The sequence below is a fragment of the Serratia marcescens genome (assembly GCF_029846115.1).
GTDB classification, from domain to species: domain Bacteria; phylum Pseudomonadota; class Gammaproteobacteria; order Enterobacterales; family Enterobacteriaceae; genus Serratia; species Serratia marcescens_L.
Genome location: NZ_JARVZZ010000001.1, coordinates 2,672,874 through 2,697,711, shown reverse-complemented (window position 1 = coordinate 2,697,711; position 24,838 = coordinate 2,672,874). Strand labels below are relative to the sequence as shown.

The window sequence follows — 24,838 nt, the reverse complement described above, 5'->3', positions numbered from 1 at the left end:
TGGCCGCTTTATTATTTTCAGTCTGCCGGGTGACGAGGTAACATGGGACCTCGCTTGTTTGTCGCCGATTGCGCCAAACACTATTATTTAACAGTACGTTAACCCAGCCCGTAACAAACGGGCGCCGGCGACGCAGACGCATATCTGATGAAAAAAACCAGACAGCAACAGTTAACCCGTTGGCTTAAAACCCAGAGTTCGTTAGCGCAGCGTTGGCTGCGCCTTTCCATGCTGTTGGGGCTCTTCAGCGGCCTGCTGATCGTGGCGCAGGCCTGGCTGCTGGCCAGCCTGCTGCACGCCCTGATCATCGAGCATACCCCGCGCGAACAGCTGATCCCTTCGTTCATCTGGCTGGCCGCCGCGTTCGCGTTGCGGGCACTGTTGAGCTGGCTGCGGGAACGGATCGGCTTCCTGTGTGGCCAGGTGATCCGCCAGCGCATGCGCCAACAGGTACTGGATAAGCTGCAGCAGCTCGGCCCGGCCTGGATCCAAGGCAAACCGGCGGGCAGCTGGGCCAGCATCATCGTCGAGCAGATCGAGGATATGCAGGATTATTACTCGCGCTATCTGCCGCAGATGTATCTGGCGGTCTTCATCCCGCTGCTGATCCTGATCGCCGTCTTCCCGATCAATTGGGCCGCAGGCATCATTCTGCTGGCGACCGCGCCGCTAATCCCGCTGTTTATGGCGCTGGTCGGCATGGGAGCCGCCGATGCCAACCGCCGCAACTTCGTGGCGCTGGCGCGATTGAGCGGCAATTTCCTCGACCGCCTGCGCGGCCTGGACACCCTGCGACTGTTCGACCGCGCGCAGGCCGAAACCGCGCAGATCGCCAAATCCTCCGAAGACTTCCGCAGCCGCACCATGGAAGTGCTGCGCCTGGCCTTCCTCTCTTCCGGCGTGCTGGAGTTCTTCGCCTCGATCTCCATCGCCGTGGTGGCGGTGTACTTCGGCTTTTCCTACCTCGGCGAACTCAACTTCGGCAGCTACGGCCTCGGCGTGACGCTGTTTTCCGGTTTTCTGGTGTTGATTCTGGCGCCGGAGTTTTTCCAACCGCTGCGCGATCTCGGCACCTTCTACCATGCCAAAGCGCAGGCGATCGGCGCGGCGGAAGCGCTGGAAACCTTCCTCAGCGCCGAAGGCGAGCAGATGGGCAACGGCACGCGGCAACTGCCCGCCGATCAACCGCTGACGCTGCAGGCGAACGCGTTGGAAATCCTGTCGCCGAACGGCGTGCTGCTGGCCGGGCCGCTGAGCTTTACCCTACAACCGCAGCAGCGCGTGGCGCTGGTCGGGCTAAGCGGCGCCGGCAAAAGCTCGCTGCTGAATCTGCTGCTCGGCTTCCTGCCCTATCGCGGATCATTGAGCGTCAACGGCATTGAGCTGCGTGAACTGTCCGCCGAAACCTGGCGCCAGCAGCTGAGCTGGGTCGGCCAGAACCCGCACCTGCCGGCGCAAACCCTGCGCGCCAATATCCTACTGGGCTGCCCGCAGGCCGACGAAGTGCAGCTGCAGCAGGCGGTGGAACACGCCTACGTCAGCGAACTGCTCCCTTATCTGCCGCAGGGGCTCGACACCGAAGTGGGCGACAACGCCGCCCGCCTGTCGGTCGGTCAGGCGCAGCGCGTGGCGGTCGCCCGGGCGCTGATCGGCCCGCGCAGTCTGCTGCTGCTGGATGAACCGGCCGCCAGCCTCGATGCCCACAGTGAACAGCGGGTGATGCAGGCGTTGAACGCCGCTTCGCATCAGCAAACCACCCTGCTGGTAACGCACCAGCTGGAAGACACCGAAGACTACGATCAGATTTGGGTGATGGATAACGGGCGCATCGTGCAACAGGGCGATTACGCCACCCTCAGCGCCCAGCCGGGCCTGTTTGCCACTCTGATCGCCCATCGCCGCGGGGAGCTTTAATCATGCGCGTTTTGCTGCCGTTTTTGGCGTTGTATCGCCGCCATAGCCTGCTGATTAGCCTGGGCATCCTTTTGGCGATCGTCACTCTGCTGGCCAGCATCGGCCTGCTGGCGCTCTCCGGCTGGTTCCTGGCCGCCTCGTCGCTGGCCGGATTGGCGGGCCTGTTGACCTTCAACTACATGCTGCCGGCCGCCGGCGTGCGCGGCGCGGCAATCTTCCGCACTGCCGGGCGCTATGCCGAGCGAGTCGTCAGCCACGACGCCACCTTCCGCGTGCTGTCGCATCTGCGGGTGTTCACCTTCAGCAAGATCCTGCCGCTGACGCCGGGGGGCATCGCCCGCTTCCGCCAGGCCGAGCTGCTCAACCGCCTGGTGGCGGACGTGGACACGCTGGATCATCTTTATCTGCGGGTGATCTCGCCGTTGATCAGCGCGGCGGTGGTGATCCTGGTAGTCACCTACGGCCTGAGCTGGCTCGATCCTGCGCTCGCCCTGACGCTGGGCGGCATTCTGTTGCTGCTGTTGCTGCTGGTGCCGCCGGTGTTCTATCGCGCCGGTAAACCGATCGGCGGCCAACTCACCGCGCTGCGCGGCCAATACCGTACCGATCTGACCGCCTGGCTGCAGGGGCAGGCGGAGCTGGTGGTGTTCGGCGCCGTCAACGACTTCCGCCAGACGCTGAACGCCACCGAACAGCGGTGGCAACGCCGCCAGTGGCAGCAGGCCTCGCTGAGCGGCAAGGCGCAGGCGCTGATGATCCTCGCCAGCGGGCTGACGGTGACGCTGCTGCTGTGGCTGACCGCCGCCGGCATCGGCGGCGAAACCCAGCCCGGCGCGCTGATCGCGCTGTTCGTCTTCGCCGCGCTGGCGTCGTTCGAAGCGCTGATGCCGGTCGCCGGCGCCTTCCAGCACCTCGGCCAGGTCATTGCCTCCGCCACACGGGTCAAACAGATCATCGATCGTCAGCCGGAGGTCACCTTCCCGGCCGCTGGCCCGGCCGCCGCCGATCGGGCACAGCTTAGCCTGCAGCAGCTGAGCTTCACCTACCCCGATCAGCCGCAGCCGGTATTGCGCGACGTCACGCTCGAGATCGCGGCCGGCGAACACATCGCCTTGCTCGGCCGTACCGGCTGCGGCAAGTCCACCCTGCTGCAGCTGCTGACCCGCGCCTGGCGCCCCGACGGCGGCAACATTCTGCTCAACGGCGAACCGCTGGAGGATTATGATGAAACCACGCTGCGTCGGATGACCACGGTCGTCAGCCAGCGGGTGCATATCTTCAGCGACACCCTGCGGGAAAACCTGCGGCTGGCCGCGCCGGATGCCGACGACGCTCGCCTGAGCGACGTACTGCAGCAAGTGGGGCTGGGCAAATTGCTGGACAGCGACGGCGGGCTGAACGCCTGGCTGGGCGAAGGCGGCCGGCAGCTGTCCGGCGGCGAACAGCGCCGTCTGGGCATTGCCCGCGCGCTGCTGCACCCTGCCCCGCTGCTGCTGCTCGACGAACCGACCGAAGGGCTGGACGCCGAAACCGAGCAGCAGATCCTGGCGCTGCTGCGCCGGCATTGTCAGGGTAAGACGCTGATCCTGGTGACGCACCGTCTGTACGGCCTGGAGCATCTCGACCGCATTTGCGTGATGGACGATGGCCGGATTGTCGAACAGGGCGATCACGCCACCCTGATGCGCAGGCAGGGCCGCTATGCCCGCTTTCGCAACCGTATCAGCAACCTGGCGCCGTAATCGGCCCGTAGAGGACGCAGAGAGCCTGTATGCGCATCGTTAAGCTTTCCCCCCAATCGCTGGCGTTTCCCTCGCCTGAGGGCGCCCTGCGCGATCCCAACGGCCTGCTGGCGATCGGCGGCGACCTGACGGCGCCGCGGCTGCTGGCGGCCTACGAGCGCGGCATTTTCCCGTGGTATTCGCCGGGTGAAGCGATTCTGTGGTGGTCACCCGATCCGCGTGCGGTACTGTTCCCGGCCGAGTTTCATCTCAACCGCAGTCTGAAGCGCTTTTTACGCCACGATCCGTTTCGCATCACGCTCAATCACGATTTCGCCGCGGTGATCGCCGCCTGCGCCCATCGGCCGGATGAAGGCACCTGGATCGGCCCGGAGGTGCAGCGCGCCTATCAGCATCTGCACCGTCTCGGCTACGCGCACTCGGTGGAGGTATGGCAGGATGATCAACTGGTCGGCGGCATGTACGGCGTGGCGCAGGGCGCGTTGTTCTGCGGCGAATCGATGTTCAGCCGCGTCACCAACGCCTCAAAATGCGCATTGATGGCCTTTTGCCGCCATTTTGCCGCTTATGGCGGGGAATTGATTGACTGCCAGGTGCTGAACGCTCACACTGCCCGCCTTGGCGCGCGTGAAATTCCGCGCCGTCAATTTTTGCAGCAGCTCAGCACCCTTCAACGGCGGCCTTTGGCGCCGGCGTGCTGGGAGCAGCAAGTCATATCCCCACAGCCGGTTGAACCGCCCTCTCCAGTAAACTAATTGATGGAAACGGTGCAATGTTCACCGACACATCTTTACATAATGGGGGTTTTTCGGCATTATCTTGCCGGTTAAAAACTAAGGTAGTTAGACCTAGAGGATTCGATGGCCAAAGAAGACAATATTGAAATGCAGGGCACCGTTCTTGATACGCTGCCGAACACCATGTTCCGCGTTGAATTGGAAAACGGGCACGTGGTAACCGCACACATCTCCGGTAAAATGCGTAAAAACTATATCCGCATCCTGACGGGCGACAAAGTCACTGTAGAGCTGACCCCGTACGACCTGAGCAAAGGCCGCATTGTCTTCCGTAGCCGTTAATCGGCTCACCGCGCGCCACATGCTGGCGGCATCGAGGATGTAATCCCTCGGGAGCCCTTTCCGTTTACCCCCGCAGCGACGTTATACAACGGGTTGCAGGTGCGCAGGTAAACTGAGAGGGCTCACTCGTTTCTGTTGTACGGTGAATCTCACCCATAAAAAAAGCGATGCCAAAGCATCGCTTTTTCTTTGCCTGAAGCCGGCCTTCTTAGTGCACCGCGCCCTCGTCCGCCTTGCGCTTGGCGGCGCTGAGGAAGTGGTAGGTCAGCTGTTTCTTGTCCTTGTCCAGCTCGACCTTCACGGAACCGCCGTCCACCAGCGAGCCGAACAGCAGTTCGTTGGCCAACGGTTTCTTCAGGTTCTCCTGCATGACGCGCGCCATCGGGCGAGCACCCATCGCACGGTCGTAGCCCTTCACCGACAGCCAGTCGCGCGCTTCGTCGCTCACTTCCAGCGAGACGCCCTTCGCATCCAGCTGCGCCTGCAGTTCGACGATAAACTTGTCGACCACCTGCTGGATCACCTCGGTAGAAAGATGGTTGAACCAGATGATGTTGTCCAGACGGTTGCGGAATTCCGGCGTAAACACCTTCTTGATCTCTTCCATCGCGTCGGTGCTGTTGTCCTGCTGCACCAGGCCGATCGATTTGCGTTCGGTTTCCCGCACCCCGGCGTTGGTGGTCATCACCAGGATCACATTGCGGAAGTCCGCCTTGCGGCCGTTGTTGTCGGTCAGCGTGCCGTTGTCCATCACCTGCAGCAGCAGGTTGAACACGTCCGGGTGCGCCTTCTCGATCTCATCGAGCAGCACCACCGCATGCGGATGCTTGATCACCGCATCGGTCAGCAGCCCGCCCTGATCGTAACCGACATAGCCCGGAGGCGCGCCGATCAGACGGCTGACGGTATGCCGCTCCATATACTCGGACATGTCGAAACGCAGCAGCTCGATATCCATCGCCTTGGCCAACTGTACGGTGACCTCGGTTTTCCCGACCCCGGTCGGCCCGGCGAACAGGAAAGAACCGACCGGCTTGCGCTCATGGCCCAGACCGGCGCGGCTCATCTTGATCGCTTCCGTCAACGCTTCGATCGCCTGATCCTGGCCGAACACCAGCATCTTCAAACGATCGCCCAGGTTTCTCAGCACGTCGCGATCGCTGGCCGACACGGTTTTCTCCGGGATGCGCGCGATGCGCGCCACCACGGATTCGATATCAGCCACGTTGACGGTTTTCTTGCGCTTGCTGGCCGGCATCAGCCGGCTGCGGGCACCCGCCTCGTCGATCACGTCGATCGCCTTGTCCGGCAGATGACGATCGTTGATGTATTTCACCGACAGCTCCACCGCGGCGCGGATCGCCTTGGCGGTATAACGCACGTCGTGGTGCGCTTCATACTTGGCCTTCAGGCCGTTGATGATCTGAACGGTTTCTTCCGCCGTCGGTTCAGTGATGTCGATCTTCTGGAAACGGCGCGCCAGGGCGCGATCCTTTTCGAAGATGTTGCTGAACTCCTGGTAGGTGGTCGAGCCGATCACCCGGATTTTGCCGCTCGACAGCAGCGGTTTGATCAGGTTGGCGGCATCCACCTGCCCACCCGAAGCCGCACCGGCGCCGATGATGGTGTGAATTTCATCGATGAACAGGATGCTGTTCTGATCCTGCTCCAGCTGCTTGAGCAGCGCCTTGAAGCGCTTCTCGAAGTCGCCGCGGTATTTGGTGCCGGCCAGCAGTGAACCAATATCCAGCGAATACAGCGTGCAGTCCGCCATCACTTCCGGCACGTCGCCCTGCACGATACGCCAGGCCAGGCCTTCGGCGATGGCGGTCTTGCCGACGCCGGATTCGCCGACCAGCAGCGGGTTGTTTTTACGACGACGGCACAGCACCTGAATCGCGCGCTCCAGCTCACGATCGCGGCCGATCAACGGATCGATGCCGCCCACACGGGCCAACTGATTGAGGTTGGTGGTGAAGTTTTCCATACGGTCTTCCCCTCCGGACTGCTCTTCGTTCACCGGGTTTTCCGCATTCGGCGCTTGGCCCGGCTCGTCTTTACGCGTGCCATGTGAAATGAAGTTCACCACGTCGAGACGGCTGACGTCGTGTTTGCGCAGCAGATAGGCCGCCTGCGACTCCTGCTCGCTGAAGATGGCCACCAACACGTTGGCGCCGGACACTTCGCTGCGGCCGGAAGATTGCACATGGAAGACCGCACGCTGCAGCACGCGCTGGAAGCTGAGCGTCGGCTGAGTGTCGCGCTCTTCTTCGCCGGCGGGCAGCGTCGGTGTGGTTTGTTCGATGAAGGCTTCCAGCTCCTGGCGCAACGCGGCCAGATCCACCGTACATGCCTCAAGCGCTTCTCGCGCGGCAGGGTTGCTCAGCAACGCCAGCAACAGGTGCTCCACGGTCATAAACTCGTGTCTGTGCTCACGCGCCCTGGCGAAAGCCATGTTGAGACTGAGTTCCAGTTCTTGATTGAGCATAAGCACCTCCCCAATAGATTGCCTTATTCAGGCTTTTTCCAGCGTACAAAGCAACGGATGCTCGTTCTCCCTTGCGTACCGGTTCACATGGACGACTTTGGTTTCCGCCACCTCGGCGGTAAAAACACCACAGATCGCCTTGCCTTGATAGTGGACCGTGAGCATCAGTTGCGTTGCGCGTTCAATATCATAAGAAAAGAACTTTTGCAGAACGTCAATCACAAATTCCATCGGTGTGTAATCGTCGTTGTTAAGTATAACTTTATACATAGACGGCGGTTTTACCGCATCGATTTGTTTTTCTTCGGCCAAGTGTTCAAAGTTTAGCCAGTCGTTGTTATTGCCCATCGCTGCTCATCTTCTCTGCTCTGCCCTCTGATATGGGGGCAGGTTTCGGTTATTCAAAGTGGGGATAGTTACTATTTTATCATCTTCGGCCTCGTCCCGCCGCACTGTAACGTGCGCAAAAAAACGGGCCAATTGTGACTGAATCGTGGCAATAGCGTTACCTGCTTCAAACTTTGGTGAACTGCTCCCCGCCGACAAAAGCCGATCCCTTGACGCCCCGATCATTTGCTCTAGAGTGTAAATTCGTGGCTGGTGGTCTTTTAACCACCCCTTGTCCACCCTGCTACCCGCCCACGGCGGGTGCGAATTCAGTTATTCATCTCACTTAAAATAGCGTTGCGAGGGATGTAAAAGCATGGAGACGGGTACTGTTAAATGGTTTAACAACGCCAAAGGCTTTGGCTTCATCTGCCCAGCCGGCGGTGGCGAAGATATTTTCGCGCATTATTCCACCATCAAGATGGATGGTTACAGAACGTTGAAGGCGGGCCAGCAGGTCAGCTTCGACGTGCATCAAGGGCCAAAAGGGAACCATGCCAGTCTTATTGTGCCGGTGGAAAGCGAGGCGCTGTCCTAAACGCTTCCGGCAGCGTCGCGCTGCATTGACCGTGACTGCGATAAAAATGCCAGCCGCCGTGTGACTGGCATTTTTTATGCCTTTTGCTTACTCGCGCGCCAGCGCATCGATCGGATTCAGCCGCGCGGCATTGCGCGCCGGCAGGTAGCCGAACACCACGCCGATGCCGGTGGAACAGAGGAACGCGCTCAGCAACGCCGCCGGCGGGAAGCTGATCTGCCAGCCCGGCAATACCAGCTGCACCGCCAGGCCGATGGCGAACGACAACGTAATCCCCAGCGCGCCCCCCACCAGGCAGACCAATACCGCCTCGATCAGAAACTGCTGCAACACGTCGCCGGAACGGGCACCCACCGCCATGCGGATGCCAATCTCACGCGTACGTTCGGTCACCGACACCAGCATGATGTTCATCACGCCGATGCCGCCGACCACCAGCGAAATCACCGCCACCAGCGTCAGGAACAGCTGCAGCGTGCGGGTGGTTTTCTCGGCGGTTTGCACCAGGCTGTCCATGTTATAGGTGAAGAAGTCCTTCTTGCCGTGACGCAGCGTCAACAGGCGCGACAGCTGCTGTTCCGCTTCCTTGCTGTCGTAGCCGTCGCGGATGCGCACGGTAATCGAGTCAAAATAATTGTTGCCCATCAGCCGGTTGGCCATGGTGCTGTAAGGCACCCACACGTTCAGCGTCTTGCTGCTGCCGAACATCGACTGCTTCTCCTTGGCCACGCCGACCACCGTCGCCGGCATGTTGCCTACCAGGATCACCTCGCCCACCACGTTCTTCTGGTGCGGGAACAGCCGCCGCTGGGTATTGGCGTCGATCACCACCGTCTGCGCCTGCGACTGCACCTGCAGCGGATCGATGCCGACGCCCTGGGTAAAGCTCATGCCGTACACGCGGAAGAACTGCTCGCTGACGCCGTTGACGTTGGCCGCCGCGTCGACGTTGCCCAAGCGCAGCCGCATGCTGCTGCTGATGCTCGGCGACAGCGCGCTGATGTAAGGCTGTTCGCGCAGCGCATCGAGATCGCCGTATTTCAACGATTGTCGGTAGGTCGGATCGTCATCGCCGAAGTCCTTGCCGGGATAGATATCGACGGTGTTGGTGCCGATGGATTTAATGTCCGCCAGCACCATCTGCTTGGCGGCGTCGCCGATCACCAGGATCGACACCACCGAGGCGATGCCGATAATGATGCCGAGCATGGTCAGCGCGGTGCGCATCTTGTTGGCCGCCATCGCACGCCAGGCCATCACCAGCGCCTCGCGGAAACGGCCGCCCACCTGCCGCCAGGAAGGTGCCGCAGTGGCCAGCGCCAGCGGCTTGGCCTGCGCGTTCTCCTGCGGTGCCGGGCGCGAATCGGCGATGATCTCGCCGTCGCGGATCTCGATGATCCGCTCCGCCTGGCGCGCTACCGCCGGATCGTGGGTCACCAGGATCACCGTGTGGCCCTGGGCGCACAGCTGTTTGAGGATCGCCATCACCTCTTCGCCGGAGTGGCTGTCGAGCGCACCGGTCGGTTCATCCGCCAGGATCACCTGCCCGCCGTTCATCAGCGCACGGGCGATGCTGACGCGCTGCTGCTGGCCGCCGGAAAGCTGGCTTGGCCGGTAATTGACGCGCTCCCCCAGCCCCAGACGCCGCAACAACGCCACCGCCCGTTCGCGCCGCGCCGCTTTGCCCAGCCCCGCGTACACCGCCGGCACTTCGACGTTGTGCGCCGCACTCAGGTGCGGCAGCAGATGATAGCGCTGAAAGATAAAGCCGAAATGCTCGCGCCGCAGCTGCGCCAGCGCATCGTCGCTCAGCGTCGCCACATCCTGCCCGGCCACCCGATATACCCCGGCGCTCGGCTTGTCCAGACAGCCGAGAATGTTCATCAGCGTCGATTTTCCGGAGCCGGAGGCCCCCATGATCGCCACCATTTCACCGGCGTCGATGCTCAGGCTGATCCCCTTCAGCACCTCCACCGTCTGCTCGCCCGAACGGTAGCTGCGGCGAATGCCGCTCAGCTGCAACAGCGCCGCCATCAGCCGGCCTCCACGCCGCCGCGGCTGACGATCACCTCATCGCCCGCCTCGAGGCCGCTGAGGATCTGTACGTCGATATTGTTACGCAGGCCGATAGCCACCTCGCGCTTCTCTTCCTTGCCCTGCTTCAGCACCGAGACGTGGTAGCGGTTGTCGGCGATCTGATCGCCCAGCGCCGCCAGCGGGATCACCAGCGCCTGCTCGACGCCGGCCAGCTGGATATGCACCTGCGCCGTCATTTGCAAGCGCAACAACCTTTCCGGGTTGGGCACTTCGAAACGCGCATAATAGAAGATGGCGTTGTTGACCTTTTCCGGCGTCGGCTGAATGTCTTTCAGCACGCCGTCGAAGCGCCGGGTCGGATCGCCCAGCACCGTGAACCAGGCCTTCTGACCCGGCTTGAGGTTAATGACGTCGGCCTCCGACACCTGCGCCTTCACCAGCATGGTGCCGAGATCCGCCAGCGTCAGAATGTTCGGCGCCTGTTGCGCCGCGATCACCGTCTGGCCCTGCAGCGTGGTGATCTGCACCACGTCGCCATCCATCGGCGCCTCGATGCGGGTATAGGCCAGGTTGATCTTGGCGGTATCCAGGCTGGCCTGGTTCCGCGCGATCTGCGCCTTGATGGTGCCCACCTGCGCTTTCTTCACCGCCAGCTGCGTCGCAGCCTGATCCAGATCCTGGCGCGACACCGCCTGCAGCTTGGCCAGCGCCTGGTTGCGCTGCAGCGTGACCGCCGCCAGCTGCTGCTCGGCCTGCGCCTGCAGCAGCTGTGCATGCAGTTCACGCAGCGTCGCCTCGCCTTCGCGGATGCTGTTCTGCGCCTGTTGCGGATCGATAACCCCCAGCAACTGGCCTTTCTTCACCTTGTCGCCGATCTCGACATACAGCTTTTCCAGCTGCCCGCTGACCTGCGCGCCGACGTCAACCTTGCGCACCGCGTCCAGCTGGCCGGTCGCCAATACGTTCTGCTGCAGATCGCGCTGGGTGACCTTTACCGTTTTGAAATCGGTTGGCGCCGGATGGCGAAAGTGCCAAACGGCCGCCGCGGCAATCGCCGCAATGACCGCCAGAACGAGTATCCAGCGGCGTTTATGTCCTTTAAACCCTGTCAAAATTGACCTGCCTGTGCTTGTGAATATCAACCGCCCATTGCGGCGGCGGAGCTAAATTAGCACGCACCGTAGGGAATAACTAAACCTTAGCTCAACACAATGTGGAGACACGCCTGGTTACAGTTCAGCATTGAACTCCCGTTTAGTGAAGCCTTGATGAAATAGCGCCATTCAATACAGTCAAGGATTTCATCATGTCACAGCTCAGCTACCCACTCGCCTCCGCCCGGCCGCTTAACGGCTGGCAACTGATGACGGCGCTGATCAATGGCGAAAAGGCGCCAAGCAACGCCTGGAAAAAAACCTCGTTTCGCCTGAAGTTTCTCGGCCGTTCGCTGCTCAACTGGCGCACCACCAGCGGCCTGCTCAGCACCCTGGCCAGCAACCCGCTGCTGGAGGAGATCCTGAGCGCGCAGCCGAACCTGCCGTGCAAACTGCATCGCCCCTACCTGGCAGCCAACATGAACAAGATCGAATGCCTGTTCGCCCTGCGCGATCATTACGATCTCATCGTGCAGCGCATGCCGCTGAAGATGCGCCTCGGCCACCTCGGCCCGCAGCCTTTCCTGCTAGCCAGCGCGATGGGCAAAAACGAAGCGCCGATCGCGCTGGAACTGGCGGCGATCGACAAACTGAATAAGGAAGGGGAAGCCACGCTGCTGCTGCGCAACGCCAACGGCGTGATGCTGGCGGAGATCACCTTTGCGCTGATGCATTATCAGCAGCAGCCGACGCTGTTTATCGGCGGCCTGCAGGGCGCAAACCATGAGGTGCCGCACGCCGAGATCCAGCACACCACCAAAGAGTGTCACGGCCTGTTCCCCAAACGGCTGGTGCTGGAAGGCATCTGTACGCTGGCGCGGCACCTCGGCATCCGCCAGATCGTAGCGGTCGGCAACGCCACCCATATCTATCAAAACTGGCGTTACCAGAGTAAGAAGAAAGACCAACTGCACGCCGATTACGATCAGTTCTGGCTGTCGATGGGCGCCAAACCGCTCGACAGCGGCTATTTCCTGCTGCCCGAGCGCATCGCTCGCAAGCCGATCGAAGAGATTGCCAGCAAGAAGCGCGCCGAGTATCGCCGCCGCTATCAGTTGCTGGACGAACTGGAACAGGGATTGGCGGCGCATTTCTGCGCCCGATAACGCCCGGCGGGCCGTCAGTCCGCCCGGCCGCGCGCCAGCCAGATCACCCGTGAGAACATTTTCTTCAGCAGCGGCGGCACCGAGTCCGTGCCCCATTCGCCGGCCTGCATCGCGACCTCGATCGCCAGATCCGGCTTGGACGAGTGGTGGACCGCTTTCAGGATCACCTTGCGCACCGGCATCTGCGCGTTGAGCGGCACCGACGCCATCCGGTGATAGACCGGGCCAAACCCTTCGCGGAACATGAAGTGCTCCATGTCCGGCGCCGGCAGCGCGGTCAGCCGATCGCGCTCGTTGTCTTCATGATTGTCCAGCAGGCTGCGCACGGTATTGGCGTACTTTTTGCCCGCCTCGTCGCCGTCCACCAGCGCATGCCACTCGATGCCCATGCGGCGGGCGAAGCGCAGCAGCGGCTTCAGGCCGCACTGGGCGAATTCGATGACCCGCACCCCTTCCGCCTCGAAATGGTAGCCGCACTGGCGCGCCAGCTCGTTCAGCAGCCACACTTCGGTCTCGCCTTCCACCAGCAGCCAGCAGCGGGCGAACAGCGACGACGGCCGGTTAAAACGGATGTGAAACGCAATGCGCCGCCCATCTTCGGCGCTCAGCCCGCGCGGCCCGAGACGGTAGGTCGCGACCCGCCCCGACTCGCGCACCAGCCGGCAGACGTGCTCCACCGGCACCAGCGACACCAGTTCGCTGGAGTTAGTGGTGGTGATGCGCTGCAGCGGCAGCTGATTGAGCAGCCCCCAGGCCACCGACAGCATGATCGGGTGCAGGCGAGTTTCCGGGTCCTCCACCAGCAGCAGCGGCCGGGCATGAGGATCCAGCTTGACGTCGCCCTTGGCCTGCAGCAGGGTGGAAAACATCCCCAGCAGGATCAGGCGCATGCTGCGGCTGTTCGGTTCAGCCACCATGCGGTTGATGCCGTCCAGCGCGCGCCAGGCATCCTGCTCCGGTTCCCCGCCGCGGCGGCGCGGCCGCGCCACCTGCGAACTCTGCTCGGCAAAATAGTGCTCCAGCAGCTGCTGCATGGCCGCCAGGCCCTGACGCAGCTCGCCGTTGGTCAGCTTCTGCGGATTGCGCACCAGCTCGCGCGTCAGCTGATCCAACTGCTGCGCCAGCGCCTGGGTATCGGGTTTACGTTCATCGCCGAGGCTGCTGGGGCGCAGGCGACGAATAAAGCGCGCGTCGCGCAGGCGCAATACCGGATGAATGCGGATAATGGCGTGGGCCAGCTGTTCGATATGGTGCAGTTGAAAGGCGTTGCCGTCAGCATCGAGAAAACCGCGCCAGGTGCACACCGTGCCGTCGTCGGCCAACTCGCCTTCACAGCGGTAATGAATGCGGCTCAGGCCATCCTCGCCCTTGACCCACAGTGGCGTCAGATGGCGATAGCGCGGCAGGTGCGCATGGCCGATATCTTTTTCGCAGAAGGTGAACACCACCTGCAGGTGGCGCTCTTTGGCCGACTCTTCACCGGGGGGGAAATGAAAGTCGTGCGCTTCAAACCGATACAGCTTCTGCTCCGGCGCCAACAGCAGCGTCAGCGCATCCAGCAGGCTGGATTTACCCCAGGCGTTTTCGCCGAGCAACAGCGTGTTGTCGTCCAGCATCAGGGACAGCCGGTTAATGCCGCGAAAACCTACAATTTCGATACGCTCCAAGAACATCCGCCGCCTCCCGTGCGCGCCGTCGCCTCTTCAATGAGGAGACCTTCACAGAGCATGGTCAAAAAACCCCTTGCAGGTCAAGCGGCCAACGTCAAATCTGCCGCTTTACTCCGGCCGGGCTTTTGGTTAGCGTGTGCTCCTCGCCGCCGTTCGGCACGCTTCAAAACTCAAGGACACAAGCTGCACCATGTACTCAGGACTGTTGATTATTCTGTTACCGCTGATTGTCGGTTACCTCATTCCCTTACGCCATCGCCCGCTGCTGGTGCTGATCAACCGGCTGCTGAGCTGGATGGTGTACGTGATCCTGTTTTTCATGGGTATCAGCCTGGCGTTCATGGAAGATCTCAGCAGCAACCTGGTGTTGATCTTCCAGTACAGCGCGGTGTTCTTCTTCTGCATTCTCTGCGCCAATCTGCTGTTGCTGGCGCTGCTGGAGCGGCGCATGCCGTGGCGCAGCAGCCATAAACAGGAAAAGCTGCCTTCGCGCGTGCACATGGCGCTGGAGTCGCTCAAGCTGTGCGGCGTGGTGCTCGGCGGCTTCCTGCTCGGCCTGACGCAGTGGCAATGGCTGCAGTTCGCCCATAAAGGCAGCGAATATGCGCTGATCTTCCTGCTGTTGCTGGTCGGTATTCAGCTGCGCAACAGCGGCATGACGCTGCGCCAGATTGTGCTCAACCGCCGCGGCACGCTGGTGGCGTTGGTGGTGACCGTCGCGTCGCTGGCCGGCGGCGCGCTGGCGGCGCAATTGCTGGGGCTGCCGGTCAAGGCCGGGCTGGCGATGGCCTCCGGCTTCGGCTGGTATTCGCTGTCGGGCATTCTGATCACCGACGCCTACGGCCCGGTAATGGGCAGCGCCGCGTTCTTCAACGATCTGGCGCGCGAGCTGGTGGCGATTATGCTGATCCCGACGCTGGTGCGCCGCAGCCGCTCCACCGCCCTCGGCCTGTGCGGCGCCACCTCGATGGATTTCACCCTGCCGGTGCTGCAGCGCAGCGGCGGGCTGGACATGGTGCCCCCCGCCATCGTGCATGGCTTCCTGCTGAGCCTGCTGGCACCGGTGCTGATCGCCCTGTTCTCCTGAGCCTTTCCCCCTGGGGGCCAGTCGGCCCCCAAAGCGTAATAATTCCCATCCGCATGGCAAAATTGCGCTAAATCAAACTTGCCCGCAGTAGTCGCACAAAAGCCTTTTGCAACCCCGATCGCCGATCTATGCTTTTAAACAAGCATTACAAATGCAACTTTAAAAATAAAAGGAAGCGACTATGTTCTGTGTGCAATGTGAACAAACCATCCGTACCCCGGCAGGCAACGGCTGCTCGTATGCTCAGGGCATGTGCGGCAAGACGGCGGAAACCTCCGATCTGCAGGATCTGCTGGTGGCGGCGCTGCAGGGCCTCTCCGCCTGGGCGCTGCAGGCGCGTTCGCTGGGCATCGTCGACCACGAGATCGACAGCTTCGCCCCGCGCGCCTTCTTCTCCACCTTGACCAACGTCAACTTCGACTCCCAGCGCATCATCGGTTACGCGCGCGAAACCCTGCTGCTGCGCGATTCGTTGGCTGCCCGTTGCCGGCTGCTGGACGCCGGCGTGCGCGTCGATCACCCGATGGCGGCGCTGCAGCTGGCCGGTGACGATATGCCTGCGCTGCTGCAACAGGCGGCGCAGTTTGCCCTCAACAGCGACAAGGCCGAGGTAGGCGACGACGTACACGGTTTGCGCATGCTGTGCCTATACGGCCTGAAAGGCGCGGCGGCCTATATGGAACACGCGCACGTGCTCGGCCAGTTCGACGAGCAGCTCTATGCCGACTACCACGCCTTCATGGCCTGGCTCGGCACCCGGCCGCGCGACGTCGACATCCTGCTGAACAACGCCATGGGCATCGGCAAGATGAACTTCAACGTGATGGCGATCCTCGATCGCGGCGAAACCCAGGCCTACGGCGATCCGCAGCCCAGCGCGGTCAACGTGCGCCCGGTGGCCGGGAAAGCCATTCTGATCTCCGGCCACGATCTGAAAGATCTGCGCATGCTGCTCGAACAAACCGAAGGGCAAAACGTCAACGTCTACACCCACGGCGAAATGCTGCCGGCGCACGGCTATCCGGAACTGAAAAAATTCAAGCATCTGGTGGGCAACTACGGCAGCGGCTGGCAGAACCAGCAGACGGAATTCGCCAAATTCCCCGGCCCGATCGTGATGACCTCCAACTGCATCATCGATCCTAACGTCGGCCACTACGGCGATCGCATCTGGACCCGTAGCATCGTCGGCTGGCCGGGTGTCAACCATCTGGAAGGCGACGACTTCGGCGCCGTGATCCGCCAGGCGCAGGGCATGAACGGCTTCCCTTATACCGAGATCGAGCATCTGATCACCGTCGGCTTCGGCCGCCAGACGCTGCTGAACGCCGCCGACACGGTGATCGATCTGGTGTCGCAGAAAAAACTGCGCCACGTCTTCCTGGTCGGCGGCTGCGACGGCAGCCGCGACGAGCGCAGCTACTTCACCGACTTCGCCCGCAGCGTGCCGCAAGACTGCCTGATCATGACGCTGGCCTGCGGCAAGTACCGTTTCAACAAGCTGGACTTCGGCACCCTGGAAGGGCTGCCGCGCCTGCTGGACGTCGGCCAGTGCAACGACGCCTACTCCGCCATCATGCTGGCGGTCAAGCTGGCCGACACGCTCGGCTGCAGCGTCAACGAGCTGCCGCTCAGCCTGGTGCTGTCGTGGTTTGAACAGAAGGCGATCGTCATTCTACTGACGCTGCTGTCGCTGGGGGTGAAAAACATCGTCACCGGCCCGACCGCGCCGGGCTTCCTGACCGACAACCTGATGGCGATCCTCAACGAGAAATTCGGCCTGCGTCCGATCACCACCGTCGAGCAGGATATCAACGCGCTGCTCGCCTGATGCCGTTACGTTATGGGGCCGCCTGCGCCGGCCCCTTTGCTTTTTGAGGTGCCCCGATGACTCAACCCACTCCGCTTTGCCCGAACCGCATGCAGGTGCATTCCATCCGACGTGAAACCGCCGACGTCTGGACGCTGAACCTGATCTGCGACGTTTTCTACCCTTATCAGGCGGGCCAGTTTGCGCTGGTCAGCATCCGCAACAGCGACGAGACGCTTCGCGCCTATACGCTCTCCTCCTCGCCCGGCCAGAGCCGCTTTCTCAGCATCAGCGTGCGCTGCCTGCCAGACGGCGTCGGATCGCGCTGGCTGACGCAAGAGGTCAAGCCCGGCAACACGCTGTGGTTGTCCGACGCGCAGGGCGAGTTCAGCTGCGAGCGCCACCCGGCCGATCGTTATCTGATGCTGGCCGCCGGCTGCGGCGTGACGCCGATCGTCTCGATGTGCCGCTGGCTGACCGCCAACCGTCCGACCTGCGATATCGCCGTGATCTTTAATGTACGCACCCCCGCCGACACGATTTTCGCCGATCAATGGCGCACGCTGTGCACCGCCCATCCGCAGCTGCGCCTGACGCTGATGGCCGAGCAGGATCTGCAACCCGGCTACCTCAGCGGCCGCATCGATGAACAGACGCTGCAGCAGGCGGCGCCGGATATCGTCGAACGCACGGTGATGACCTGCGGCCCTGCGCCCTACATGGACCATGTGGAGCAGCTGTGCCGCCGGCTCGGCGTGCCGGCCGAGCGTTTCCATAAAGAGCAGTTCCACACGCCGGCGGCGCAGGCCGAGGCCACTGAAGGGCTGACGCTGCGCGCCGCCCGCCCGCTGCGCGAATTCCGCGTGCCGGTCGGCAGCACGCTGCTGGCGGCGATGGAGGCCAATGCCCTGCCGGTCAACGCCGCCTGCCGCGCCGGGGTGTGCGGTTCATGCAAAACCCGTATCCTCGAGGGCGACTACACCACCACCAGCACCATGACGCTGAGCGCGGAAGAGGTGGCGCAAGGCTACGTGCTGGCCTGCAGTTGCCAGCTGCAGGGCGACGTCACGCTGGCGTGATCCCCTGGCCCCATCGCCGCGATGGGGCATTTATCGGCAAGTTCCCTCATCCCCGCCCGGTTACACTTTCCTCCGTCCTACGCTCTTTACCCTTCCTGACCGCATCTCGTCCACAGCCGGTAAGCTATGCTTGCAGTTGTTCTGCTGCCACTCACCGGATCGAGTACACATCGTTTTTCAAACCATGTTTGGGGGAACCATGAAGCAAACCGTAGCCACACTGATCGCCAAAACGCTGGATCAAGCCGGCGTAAAACGCATTTGGGGCGTGACCGGCGATTCGCTCAACGGCCTGAGCGACAGCCTGCACCGCATGGGCACCATCGAATGGCTGGGCACCCGCCATGAAGAGGTGGCCGCCTTCGCCGCCGGCGCCGAAGCCCAGCTCACCGGCCAGTTGGCGGTGTGCGCCGGTTCCTGCGGCCCCGGCAACCTGCACCTGATCAATGGCCTGTTCGACTGCCACCGCAACCATGTGCCGGTGCTGGCGATCGCCGCGCACATCCCTTCCAGCGAAATCGGCAGCGGCTACTTCCAGGAAACGCATCCGCAGGAGCTGTTTCGCGAATGCAGCCACTATTGCGAGCTGGTTTCCAACCCGGAACAGCTGCCGCGCGTGCTGGAGATCGCCATGCGCAAGGCGATCCTCAATCGCGGCGTCTCGGTGGTGGTCTTGCCAGGCGACGTGGCGCTGCGCATGGCGCCGGAAGACGCGACCCTGACGTGGCATACCCCAGCGTTGCCGCTGGTGCAGCCGCCGATGAGCGAGCTGAACAAGCTGGCGGAAACGCTGAATCAGGCGAAAAACATCACCCTGATGTGCGGCAGCGGCTGCGCCGGCGCGCACGATGAGGTGGTCAAGCTGGCCGAGCTGCTGCAGGCGCCGGTGGTGCACGCGCTGCGCGGCAAGGAGCATATCGAATGGGATAACCCTTACAGCGTCGGCATGACCGGGCTGATCGGCTTCTCCTCCGGCTACCATGCGATGATGAACGCCGACACGCTGGTGCTGCTCGGCACCCAGTTCCCCTACCGCGCGTTCTACCCCACCAACGCCAACATCATTCAGATCGACATCAACCCCGGCAGCATCGGCGCGCACTGCCCGGTCAACATGGCGCTGGTGGGCGATATCCACACCACCCTCGCCGCCTTGCTGCCGCAGCTGGAGCCAAAGCGCGATCGGGCGTTCCTCGACAAGGCGCTGGAGCATTACCGCAACGCGCGCAAGGATCTCGACGGGCTGGCGACCGCCAACGACGACCAGCCGATCCACCCGCAGTATCTGGCGCAACAGCTCAGCCAGTACGCCAGCGACGACGCCATCTTCACCTGCGACGTCGGCACACCGACGGTGTGGGCCGCCCGCTACGTGAAAATGAACGGCAAGCGTCGCCTGCTCGGTTCGTTCAACCACGGTTCGATGGCCAACGCCATGCCGCAGGCGATCGGCGCCCAGGCCACCGCGCCGGATAAACAGGTGATCGCCATGTGCGGCGACGGCGGCTTCACCATGCTGATGGGGGATTTTCTGTCGCTGGCACAGCTCAAGCTGCCGGTGAAAATCGTGGTGTTCAACAACAGCGTGCTGGGGTTCGTGGCGATGGAGATGAAGGCCGGCGGCTACCTGACCGACGGCACCGATCTGCATAACCCGGACTTCGCGGCGATCGCCAACGCCGCCGGCATCAAGGGCATCCGCGTAGAAAAAGCCTCGGATCTGGATGGCGCGCTGCAGGAAATGTTGGCGCACCCCGGCCCGGCGCTGCTGGACGTGGTCACCGCCAAGCAAGAGCTGGCGATGCCGCCACAGATCAAGTTCGAACAGGCCAAAGGCTTCAGTCTGTATATGCTGCGCGCCATCATCAACGGCCGCGGTGACGAAGTGGTCGAACTGGCGAAAACCAACTGGCTGCGCTAAGCAAGCTGCCCCCGGTGAAATAAGGGTATATGATGCCATGTACCCTTTTCCTCTCCCTTATATTCCAGGAACCCTATGCTTATCGATCTACGCAGCGACACCGTCACCCGCCCCAGCGCCGCCATGCGCCAGGCGATGGCTCAGGCAGAGGTCGGCGACGACGTCTACGGCGATGACCCGACAGTCAACGCGCTGGAGGCCGAGGCGGTGCGCCTGTCGGGCAAAGAAGCGGCGCTGTTTTTGCCCAGCGGCACCCAGGCCAACCTGGTGGCGCTGCTGAGCCACTGCCAGCGCGGCGACGAGTATCTGGTCGGCCAACAGGCGCACAACTATAAATACGAGGCCGGCGGCGCGGCGGTGCTGGGCAGCATCCAGCCGCAGCCGATCGAGGCCGACGCGGACGGCACACTGCCGCTGGACAAGCTCGCCGCCGCCATCAAACCCGACGATATCCACTTCGCCCGCACCCGGCTGCTGAGCCTGGAAAACACCATCAGCGGCCGAGTTCTGCCGCAGGCCTACCTGCAGCAGGCGTGGCAGTTTACCCGCGAGCGGCAGCTGGCGCTGCATATCGACGGCGCGCGCATCTTCAACGCCGCCGTGGCGTTGAACCTGCCGCTGAAAGAGATCGTGCAATACTGCGACACCTTCACCATTTGCCTGTCGAAAGGACTGGGCGCGCCGGTCGGATCGCTGCTGTGCGGCAGCGAGGCCTTCATTCAGCGCGCGCTGCGTTGGCGCAAGATGACCGGCGGCGGGCTGCGTCAGGCCGGCATCCTGGCGGCGGCCGGCCTCTACGCGTTGGAGCATAACGTCGCGCGGCTGCGCGAAGACCATGACAACGCAGTCTGGCTGGAGCAACAGCTGCGGCAGATCGGCGTAGAGATCGCAGAACCCGGCGCACAGACCAACGTGCTGTACCTGCGCCAATCACCGGCGCTGGCGGCCAAATTCGGCCCTTGGATGCGCGAACGCGGCGTGCTGATCAGCAGCGGTCCGCTGACGCGCATTCTGACCCACCTCGACGTCAGCCGTCAGGATCTGCAGCGGGTGGTCGAGCTGTGGCGGGAGTTCCTCCAGCAGCACGCCTGATCCCTCCTCCCCGGCGCGCCGGGGAGCCCGTCACCGCCCGCCGATGGCCTCGACAAAACGGCGGGTGATCTGCTGCGGGCGCGTAATGGCGCCGCCCACCACGACCGCATGCGCCCCCAACGTCAGGCAGCGTGCGGCCATCGCCGGCGTTTCGACATTGCCCTCGGCGATGACCGGCACCGGCACCGCCGCCAGCACCGCACGCAGAAAGCCGAAATCGTCTTCCGCCAGTCGGGCGCCCCGGCTTTCGGCGGTATAGCCGTGCAGCGTGGTGCCCACGCAGTCGAACCCCAATCTGGCAGCCTCTTGCGCTTCTTCCACGGTGGCAATGTCCGCCATCAGCAGCAGCCGGGGATACCTGGCGCGGATCGCGGCAACCAGCGCCGCCAGCTGCAGCTCCCCTGGCCGAGGGTGGACGGTCGCGTCCAGCGCAATCATCTGCGGCGCCGCGGCCATCAGCTCATCGATTTCACGCAGGGTCGGCGTGATATAGACATCGCTTCCGGCATAATCGCGCTTGATAATGCCGATCACCGGCAACGCCACCGTGCGCATGATGGCTTTAACGTCTTCGACGCCGTTGGCGCGGATCGCCGCCGCACCGCCTTGCTCGGCCGCCAGCGCCATGCGCGCCATGATAAAATCGCTGTGCAGCGGCTCGTCGTCCAGCGCCTGGCAAGACACCACCAGCCGTCCCTGAATCTGCTGCAAAATGGAAAGCGTCATAAATCCAACAACTCCTCGACTTCGTTTTTAATAATGGTCACGTGCGGGCCATAGATCACCTGAACGCCGTTGCCGCGAACGATCACCGCCCGCGCGCCGCTGGCCTTCAGCCCGCTTTCGTCCAGCAACCTGCTCTGTTTTACCGTCACGCGCAGCCGCGTGGCGCAACAATCCAGTTCGACGATATTCTCTTTGCCGCCCAGCGCCGCCAGCACCTGCTGCGAGCGTTCGGTGCCGGTCATCACCGCTTCCGACATGGTTTCCACCTCGCGCCCTGGCGTTTTGAAATTGAAGCGCAAGATCAGGAAACGGAACGTGAAGTAGTACAGGAAGAACCAGGGCACCCCGACCAGCGGCACGTACATCCAGTGGGTTTTCGCTTCGCCCTGCAGCACGCCGAACAGCATGAAATCGATAAAACCGCCGGAGAACGTCTGGCCGATGGTGATATGCAGGATGTGCGCGATCGTGAACGCCAGGCCGTCGAACAGCGCGTGCACCACGTACAGCGCCGGCGCGATGAACAGGAACGAGAATTCGATAGGCTCGGTGATGCCGGTCAGGAAAGAGGTCAGCGCCGCCGACAGCAGCAGCCCGCCGACGCGCTTGCGATTCTCCGGGCGCGCGCTTTGGTACATCGCCAGGCAGGCGCCGATCAGGCCGAACATCATGGTGATAAAGCGGCCGGACATGAAACGCGCCGTGCCGATGTAGAACTGCTGCGTATTCGGGTCGGCCAACTGAGCGAAGAAAATACGCTGTGTGCCTTCCACCAGCTGTCCGTTGATCACTTCGCTGCCGCCGAGTGCGGTAGTCCAGAACGGCAGGTAGAAGATGTGATGCAGGCCGAACGGTCCGAGCATGCGCAGCACGAAGCCGTAGATAAAGGTACCGAGATAGCCGCTGGCATCCACCAGGCCGCCCATGCCGAAAATCAACCGTTGGCAATGCGGCCACAGCACGGTCATCAGGGCGCCGACCGCCATCGCCGCCAGCGAGCTGACGATCGGTACAAAGCGCGAGCCGCCGAAAAAACCCAGGAACGGCGGCAGCGCTATCTTGTTGTAGCGGCCGTGCAGATACCAGGTCACCAAACCGATGACCACCCCGCCGAACACCCCGGTCTCCAGCGTCTGGATCCCGAGAATCGTTCCCTGCCCCACCGCGCCGGCGTTCTGCGTGGCCAACGTGCCGTTGATTTTCAACAGCGCATTGATGGTGGCGTTCATGACCAGATAGGCGATCAGCGAGGCCAGCCCCGCCGTGCCCTTGTCGCTTTTGGCCAGCCCCACCGCCACGCCGACCGCGAATAAGACCGCCAGGTTGGCGAACACGACGGCGCCGGCACTGGCCATCACGGTAAATATGCCTTGCAGCCAGCCGACGTCGAGGAAGGGATACGCCTCGACGGTATTGGGATTGGACAGCGCACCGCCGATCCCCAACAGCAGACCGGCCGCCGGCAGCACGGCGATCGGCAACATGAACGATTTGCCGAACAGCTGGGCTTTTTCGAACCAGCCGCCGGAGCGCGACAATTCTGGTGTTGACATAAATTTTTCCCCGCTATCATTTTTATGATGAAAATTTTTACCACATTAAAATTAATTTAATGAAAATTTTATTCATAACGATGATCGGCTTCACAATCCGTCGATTTCGCTGGCGAGCGGCGGCGTCTTTCCGCCACAATAGAAACGGGAATACTCAGAAAGGTAACGTGATGAATACAGGCAACTTGTTATTGCGGCTGCGGCAGGATTTGGCGGGGTACAGCCCCACGCTGCAAAAGCTCGGGCACTATCTTCTTGCGGAGCCCTCCCGCGCCGTTTACCTGACCATCACCGAACTGGCACGTGAAAGCGCCACCAGCGAAGCCAGCGTCACGCGGCTGTGCCGCCATCTGGGCTGTAAAGGCTATACCGAATTTAAAATGGCGCTGGCCCTCAGCCTGCAACAAAACCAGCCGGAGGCGACGACGCGGCAAAGCGCGGCGGAAAATTTGGTGGAGGAGAGCGTGCAGGCGCTGCGGGATACCGGCGCGCTGTTGGATCCGCAGGCGCTGCAACAGGCGGCGGACAATCTGCAGCGCTGCGCTTCGGTGCAGATTTACGGCGTCGCCGCCAGCGCCATCATCGGTGATTTCCTGCACTACAAACTGTTGCGCCTCGGCAAACCGGCGCAACTGTTCAGCGACATGCACCGGGCGGCGATGAACGCCGCCTCGCTGAGTGAGCAGGATCTGCTGATCGTCATCTCCAGCTCCGGCTCCACCAAAGACGTGCTGCATGCGGTGGCGTTGGCCAAAGGGCGCGGTGCACGCGTGATCGCAATCAGCAACACCCAACGCAGCCCGCTGGCTAAAATGGCGGATACGCTGCTGGTGGCGGCCAAACCGGAAGGGCCGCTGACCGCCGGCGCCCTGCCGGCCAAGGTCGGCGCCATGCTACTGGTGGAGTTGATGATCGCCGAACTGGCTCAGCGCGATCCCGCCTACGCTCAGGCGATGCAGGCCACCGCCAGCGCTACCCTGCCGCTGTTGTTGTAATCAGAAGATCCAGCGGCCATAAACCCAGTACCACAACCCCAGCACCGCCACCAGGTTGAGCGCCACGCTGAGGATGAACCAGGTTTTAAACGGCTGCTTCTGGGTTTTGTGGCGAAACAGCTGCTGTGCCGCCAGTGCGCCCAACCACCCGCCCAGCGCGCCGAACAGCAACAGCGTCGCCTCCGGCACCCGCCGCCACCCCTTGCGCGCCGCCAGCTTATCGCCGCCGTAGATCAGAAACGTCAGCAGGTTGGCCAACAGCAACCACATCCACACCGGATGCAGCGAGAACAGGCTGGCGATCAGCACCAGGCCCAGCAGGGCGTAACAAATCACATTGAGCTTCATGACATCCGGTTTTTCGTTCGGTAAGGGGGCGCGTAGTGTGAACTCGCGCCGCGACGTATGCAACCGGCTTATACCCATACAAAAAGTGCATTTAAACCCGGGATTTGGCATC

At 62.4% G+C, this 24,838-nt stretch carries 20 protein-coding genes; 12 read left to right on the top strand and 8 right to left on the bottom strand.

What is annotated here, in order from left to right; genetic code table 11:
• Window positions 1–147 precede the first annotated feature (147 nt).
• The 4 genes from cydD to infA all read left to right on the top strand — a co-directional run bounded on the left by cydD (window position 148) and on the right by infA (window position 4,735).
• Entirely contained in the window at window positions 148–1,914 is a 1,767-nt protein-coding gene (gene cydD, locus QDT79_RS12665; protein WP_308316576.1) for a heme ABC transporter permease/ATP-binding protein CydD, read from the top strand.
• A gap of 2 nt (window positions 1,915–1,916) precedes the next feature.
• The gene (cydC, locus tag QDT79_RS12660) at window positions 1,917–3,656 is read left to right on the top strand and encodes a heme ABC transporter ATP-binding protein/permease CydC (protein ID WP_107227711.1); all 1,740 of its coding nucleotides are present in this window, start codon (window positions 1,917–1,919) and stop codon (window positions 3,654–3,656) included.
• A 29-nt stretch (window positions 3,657–3,685) separates the two neighbouring features.
• Window positions 3,686–4,411 (top strand): leucyl/phenylalanyl-tRNA--protein transferase, encoded by a 726-nt coding sequence (gene aat / locus QDT79_RS12655; RefSeq protein WP_063989408.1) that lies wholly within the window; start codon window positions 3,686–3,688, stop codon window positions 4,409–4,411.
• Window positions 4,412–4,516: 105 nt separating this feature from the next.
• Window positions 4,517–4,735 (top strand): translation initiation factor IF-1, encoded by a 219-nt coding sequence (gene infA / locus QDT79_RS12650; protein ID WP_002211347.1) that lies wholly within the window; start codon window positions 4,517–4,519, stop codon window positions 4,733–4,735.
• 208 nt (window positions 4,736–4,943) lie between these two features.
• On the opposite strand, the gene clpA is transcribed toward infA, so the two are convergent.
• Both clpA and clpS read right to left on the bottom strand, forming a co-directional pair.
• Window positions 4,944–7,223 (bottom strand): ATP-dependent Clp protease ATP-binding subunit ClpA, encoded by a 2,280-nt coding sequence (gene clpA, locus QDT79_RS12645; protein ID WP_004928343.1) that lies wholly within the window; start codon window positions 7,221–7,223, stop codon window positions 4,944–4,946.
• 27 nt (window positions 7,224–7,250) lie between these two features.
• Entirely contained in the window at window positions 7,251–7,571 is a 321-nt protein-coding gene (gene clpS, locus QDT79_RS12640; RefSeq protein WP_004928347.1) for an ATP-dependent Clp protease adapter ClpS, read from the bottom strand.
• A gap of 355 nt (window positions 7,572–7,926) precedes the next feature.
• On the opposite strand from clpS, the gene cspD reads away from it, so the two are divergent.
• Window positions 7,927–8,148 (top strand): cold shock-like protein CspD, encoded by a 222-nt coding sequence (cspD, locus tag QDT79_RS12635; protein ID WP_004928349.1) that lies wholly within the window; start codon window positions 7,927–7,929, stop codon window positions 8,146–8,148.
• Window positions 8,149–8,235: 87 nt separating this feature from the next.
• On the opposite strand, the gene macB is transcribed toward cspD, so the two are convergent.
• Together macB and macA are read right to left on the bottom strand one after the other, a co-directional pair.
• Window positions 8,236–10,182, bottom strand: a complete 1,947-nt coding sequence (gene macB / locus QDT79_RS12630; RefSeq protein ID WP_107227710.1) for a macrolide ABC transporter ATP-binding protein/permease MacB — start codon at window positions 10,180–10,182, stop codon at window positions 8,236–8,238.
• A complete protein-coding gene (gene macA, locus QDT79_RS12625; RefSeq protein ID WP_130017632.1) occupies window positions 10,182–11,297 on the bottom strand; it encodes a macrolide transporter subunit MacA in 1,116 nt (371 codons plus the stop codon). Before macA ends, macB begins: the two co-directional genes overlap by 1 nt.
• Before the next feature lie 194 nt (window positions 11,298–11,491).
• Here macA and QDT79_RS12620 point away from each other — a divergent pair, with 194 nt between their 5' ends.
• Complete coding sequence (locus QDT79_RS12620) at window positions 11,492–12,445, top strand: VirK/YbjX family protein (RefSeq protein WP_063989405.1); 954 nt, start codon at window positions 11,492–11,494, stop codon at window positions 12,443–12,445.
• Between the two features lie 14 nt (window positions 12,446–12,459).
• Here QDT79_RS12620 and QDT79_RS12615 read toward each other — a convergent pair whose 3' ends face one another.
• Window positions 12,460–14,118, bottom strand: coding sequence for an ATP-dependent endonuclease (locus tag QDT79_RS12615; RefSeq protein ID WP_038880734.1), 1,659 nt, complete (start codon window positions 14,116–14,118; stop codon window positions 12,460–12,462).
• A gap of 187 nt (window positions 14,119–14,305) precedes the next feature.
• On the opposite strand from QDT79_RS12615, the gene QDT79_RS12610 reads away from it, so the two are divergent.
• The 5 genes from QDT79_RS12610 to ltaE all read left to right on the top strand — a co-directional run bounded on the left by QDT79_RS12610 (window position 14,306) and on the right by ltaE (window position 21,104).
• A complete protein-coding gene (locus QDT79_RS12610; protein WP_004928363.1) occupies window positions 14,306–15,202 on the top strand; it encodes a LysO family transporter in 897 nt (298 codons plus the stop codon).
• Between the two features lie 181 nt (window positions 15,203–15,383).
• Window positions 15,384–17,033, top strand: coding sequence for a hydroxylamine reductase (gene hcp, locus QDT79_RS12605; RefSeq protein ID WP_308316575.1), 1,650 nt, complete (start codon window positions 15,384–15,386; stop codon window positions 17,031–17,033).
• 56 nt (window positions 17,034–17,089) lie between these two features.
• Complete coding sequence (gene hcr, locus QDT79_RS12600) at window positions 17,090–18,091, top strand: NADH oxidoreductase (protein WP_063989402.1); 1,002 nt, start codon at window positions 17,090–17,092, stop codon at window positions 18,089–18,091.
• Between the two features lie 199 nt (window positions 18,092–18,290).
• Entirely contained in the window at window positions 18,291–20,012 is a 1,722-nt protein-coding gene (gene poxB, locus QDT79_RS12595; protein WP_063989401.1) for a ubiquinone-dependent pyruvate dehydrogenase, read from the top strand.
• Window positions 20,013–20,087: 75 nt separating this feature from the next.
• Entirely contained in the window at window positions 20,088–21,104 is a 1,017-nt protein-coding gene (gene ltaE, locus QDT79_RS12590; RefSeq protein WP_049202201.1) for a low-specificity L-threonine aldolase, read from the top strand.
• A gap of 30 nt (window positions 21,105–21,134) precedes the next feature.
• Here the strand turns inward: ltaE and QDT79_RS12585 are convergent, their stop codons facing one another.
• A complete protein-coding gene (locus tag QDT79_RS12585; RefSeq protein ID WP_107227706.1) occupies window positions 21,135–21,830 on the bottom strand; it encodes an N-acetylmannosamine-6-phosphate 2-epimerase in 696 nt (231 codons plus the stop codon).
• Window positions 21,827–23,383 carry a PTS transporter subunit EIIC gene (locus QDT79_RS12580; protein ID WP_107227705.1) on the bottom strand — a complete coding sequence of 519 codons (1,557 nt, stop codon included), beginning with the start codon at window positions 23,381–23,383 and terminating at the stop codon, window positions 21,827–21,829. The genes QDT79_RS12585 and QDT79_RS12580 overlap by 4 nt, the downstream gene beginning before the upstream one ends.
• Before the next feature lie 167 nt (window positions 23,384–23,550).
• On the opposite strand from QDT79_RS12580, the gene QDT79_RS12575 reads away from it, so the two are divergent.
• On the top strand, window positions 23,551–24,378 hold the full coding sequence (locus QDT79_RS12575; RefSeq protein WP_107227704.1) for a MurR/RpiR family transcriptional regulator: 828 nt from the start codon (window positions 23,551–23,553) through the stop codon (window positions 24,376–24,378).
• On the opposite strand, the gene QDT79_RS12570 is transcribed toward QDT79_RS12575, so the two are convergent.
• Window positions 24,379–24,726 carry a DUF1294 domain-containing protein gene (locus tag QDT79_RS12570; RefSeq protein ID WP_107227703.1) on the bottom strand — a complete coding sequence of 116 codons (348 nt, stop codon included), beginning with the start codon at window positions 24,724–24,726 and terminating at the stop codon, window positions 24,379–24,381. It abuts the gene before it with no gap.
• Between the last annotated feature and the right edge of the window lie 112 nt (window positions 24,727–24,838).

Coding starts and splice junctions, on each gene's coding strand:
- aat (WP_063989408.1), top strand. CDS start 3,686: ATGCGCATCGTTAAGCTTTCCCCCCAATCGCTGGCGTTTCCCTCGCCT.
- macB (WP_107227710.1), bottom strand. CDS start 10,182: ATGGCGGCGCTGTTGCAGCTGAGCGGCATTCGCCGCAGCTACCGTTCG.
- clpA (WP_004928343.1), bottom strand. CDS start 7,223: ATGCTCAATCAAGAACTGGAACTCAGTCTCAACATGGCTTTCGCCAGG.
- infA (WP_002211347.1), top strand. CDS start 4,517: ATGGCCAAAGAAGACAATATTGAAATGCAGGGCACCGTTCTTGATACG.
- hcr (WP_063989402.1), top strand. CDS start 17,090: ATGACTCAACCCACTCCGCTTTGCCCGAACCGCATGCAGGTGCATTCC.
- QDT79_RS12610 (WP_004928363.1), top strand. CDS start 14,306: ATGTACTCAGGACTGTTGATTATTCTGTTACCGCTGATTGTCGGTTAC.
- QDT79_RS12620 (WP_063989405.1), top strand. CDS start 11,492: ATGTCACAGCTCAGCTACCCACTCGCCTCCGCCCGGCCGCTTAACGGC.
- cydC (WP_107227711.1), top strand. CDS start 1,917: ATGCGCGTTTTGCTGCCGTTTTTGGCGTTGTATCGCCGCCATAGCCTG.
- QDT79_RS12615 (WP_038880734.1), bottom strand. CDS start 14,118: ATGTTCTTGGAGCGTATCGAAATTGTAGGTTTTCGCGGCATTAACCGG.
- QDT79_RS12580 (WP_107227705.1), bottom strand. CDS start 23,383: ATGTCAACACCAGAATTGTCGCGCTCCGGCGGCTGGTTCGAAAAAGCC.
- hcp (WP_308316575.1), top strand. CDS start 15,384: ATGTTCTGTGTGCAATGTGAACAAACCATCCGTACCCCGGCAGGCAAC.
- ltaE (WP_049202201.1), top strand. CDS start 20,088: ATGCTTATCGATCTACGCAGCGACACCGTCACCCGCCCCAGCGCCGCC.
- QDT79_RS12585 (WP_107227706.1), bottom strand. CDS start 21,830: ATGACGCTTTCCATTTTGCAGCAGATTCAGGGACGGCTGGTGGTGTCT.
- QDT79_RS12570 (WP_107227703.1), bottom strand. CDS start 24,726: ATGAAGCTCAATGTGATTTGTTACGCCCTGCTGGGCCTGGTGCTGATC.
- poxB (WP_063989401.1), top strand. CDS start 18,291: ATGAAGCAAACCGTAGCCACACTGATCGCCAAAACGCTGGATCAAGCC.
- cydD (WP_308316576.1), top strand. CDS start 148: ATGAAAAAAACCAGACAGCAACAGTTAACCCGTTGGCTTAAAACCCAG.
- cspD (WP_004928349.1), top strand. CDS start 7,927: ATGGAGACGGGTACTGTTAAATGGTTTAACAACGCCAAAGGCTTTGGC.
- clpS (WP_004928347.1), bottom strand. CDS start 7,571: ATGGGCAATAACAACGACTGGCTAAACTTTGAACACTTGGCCGAAGAA.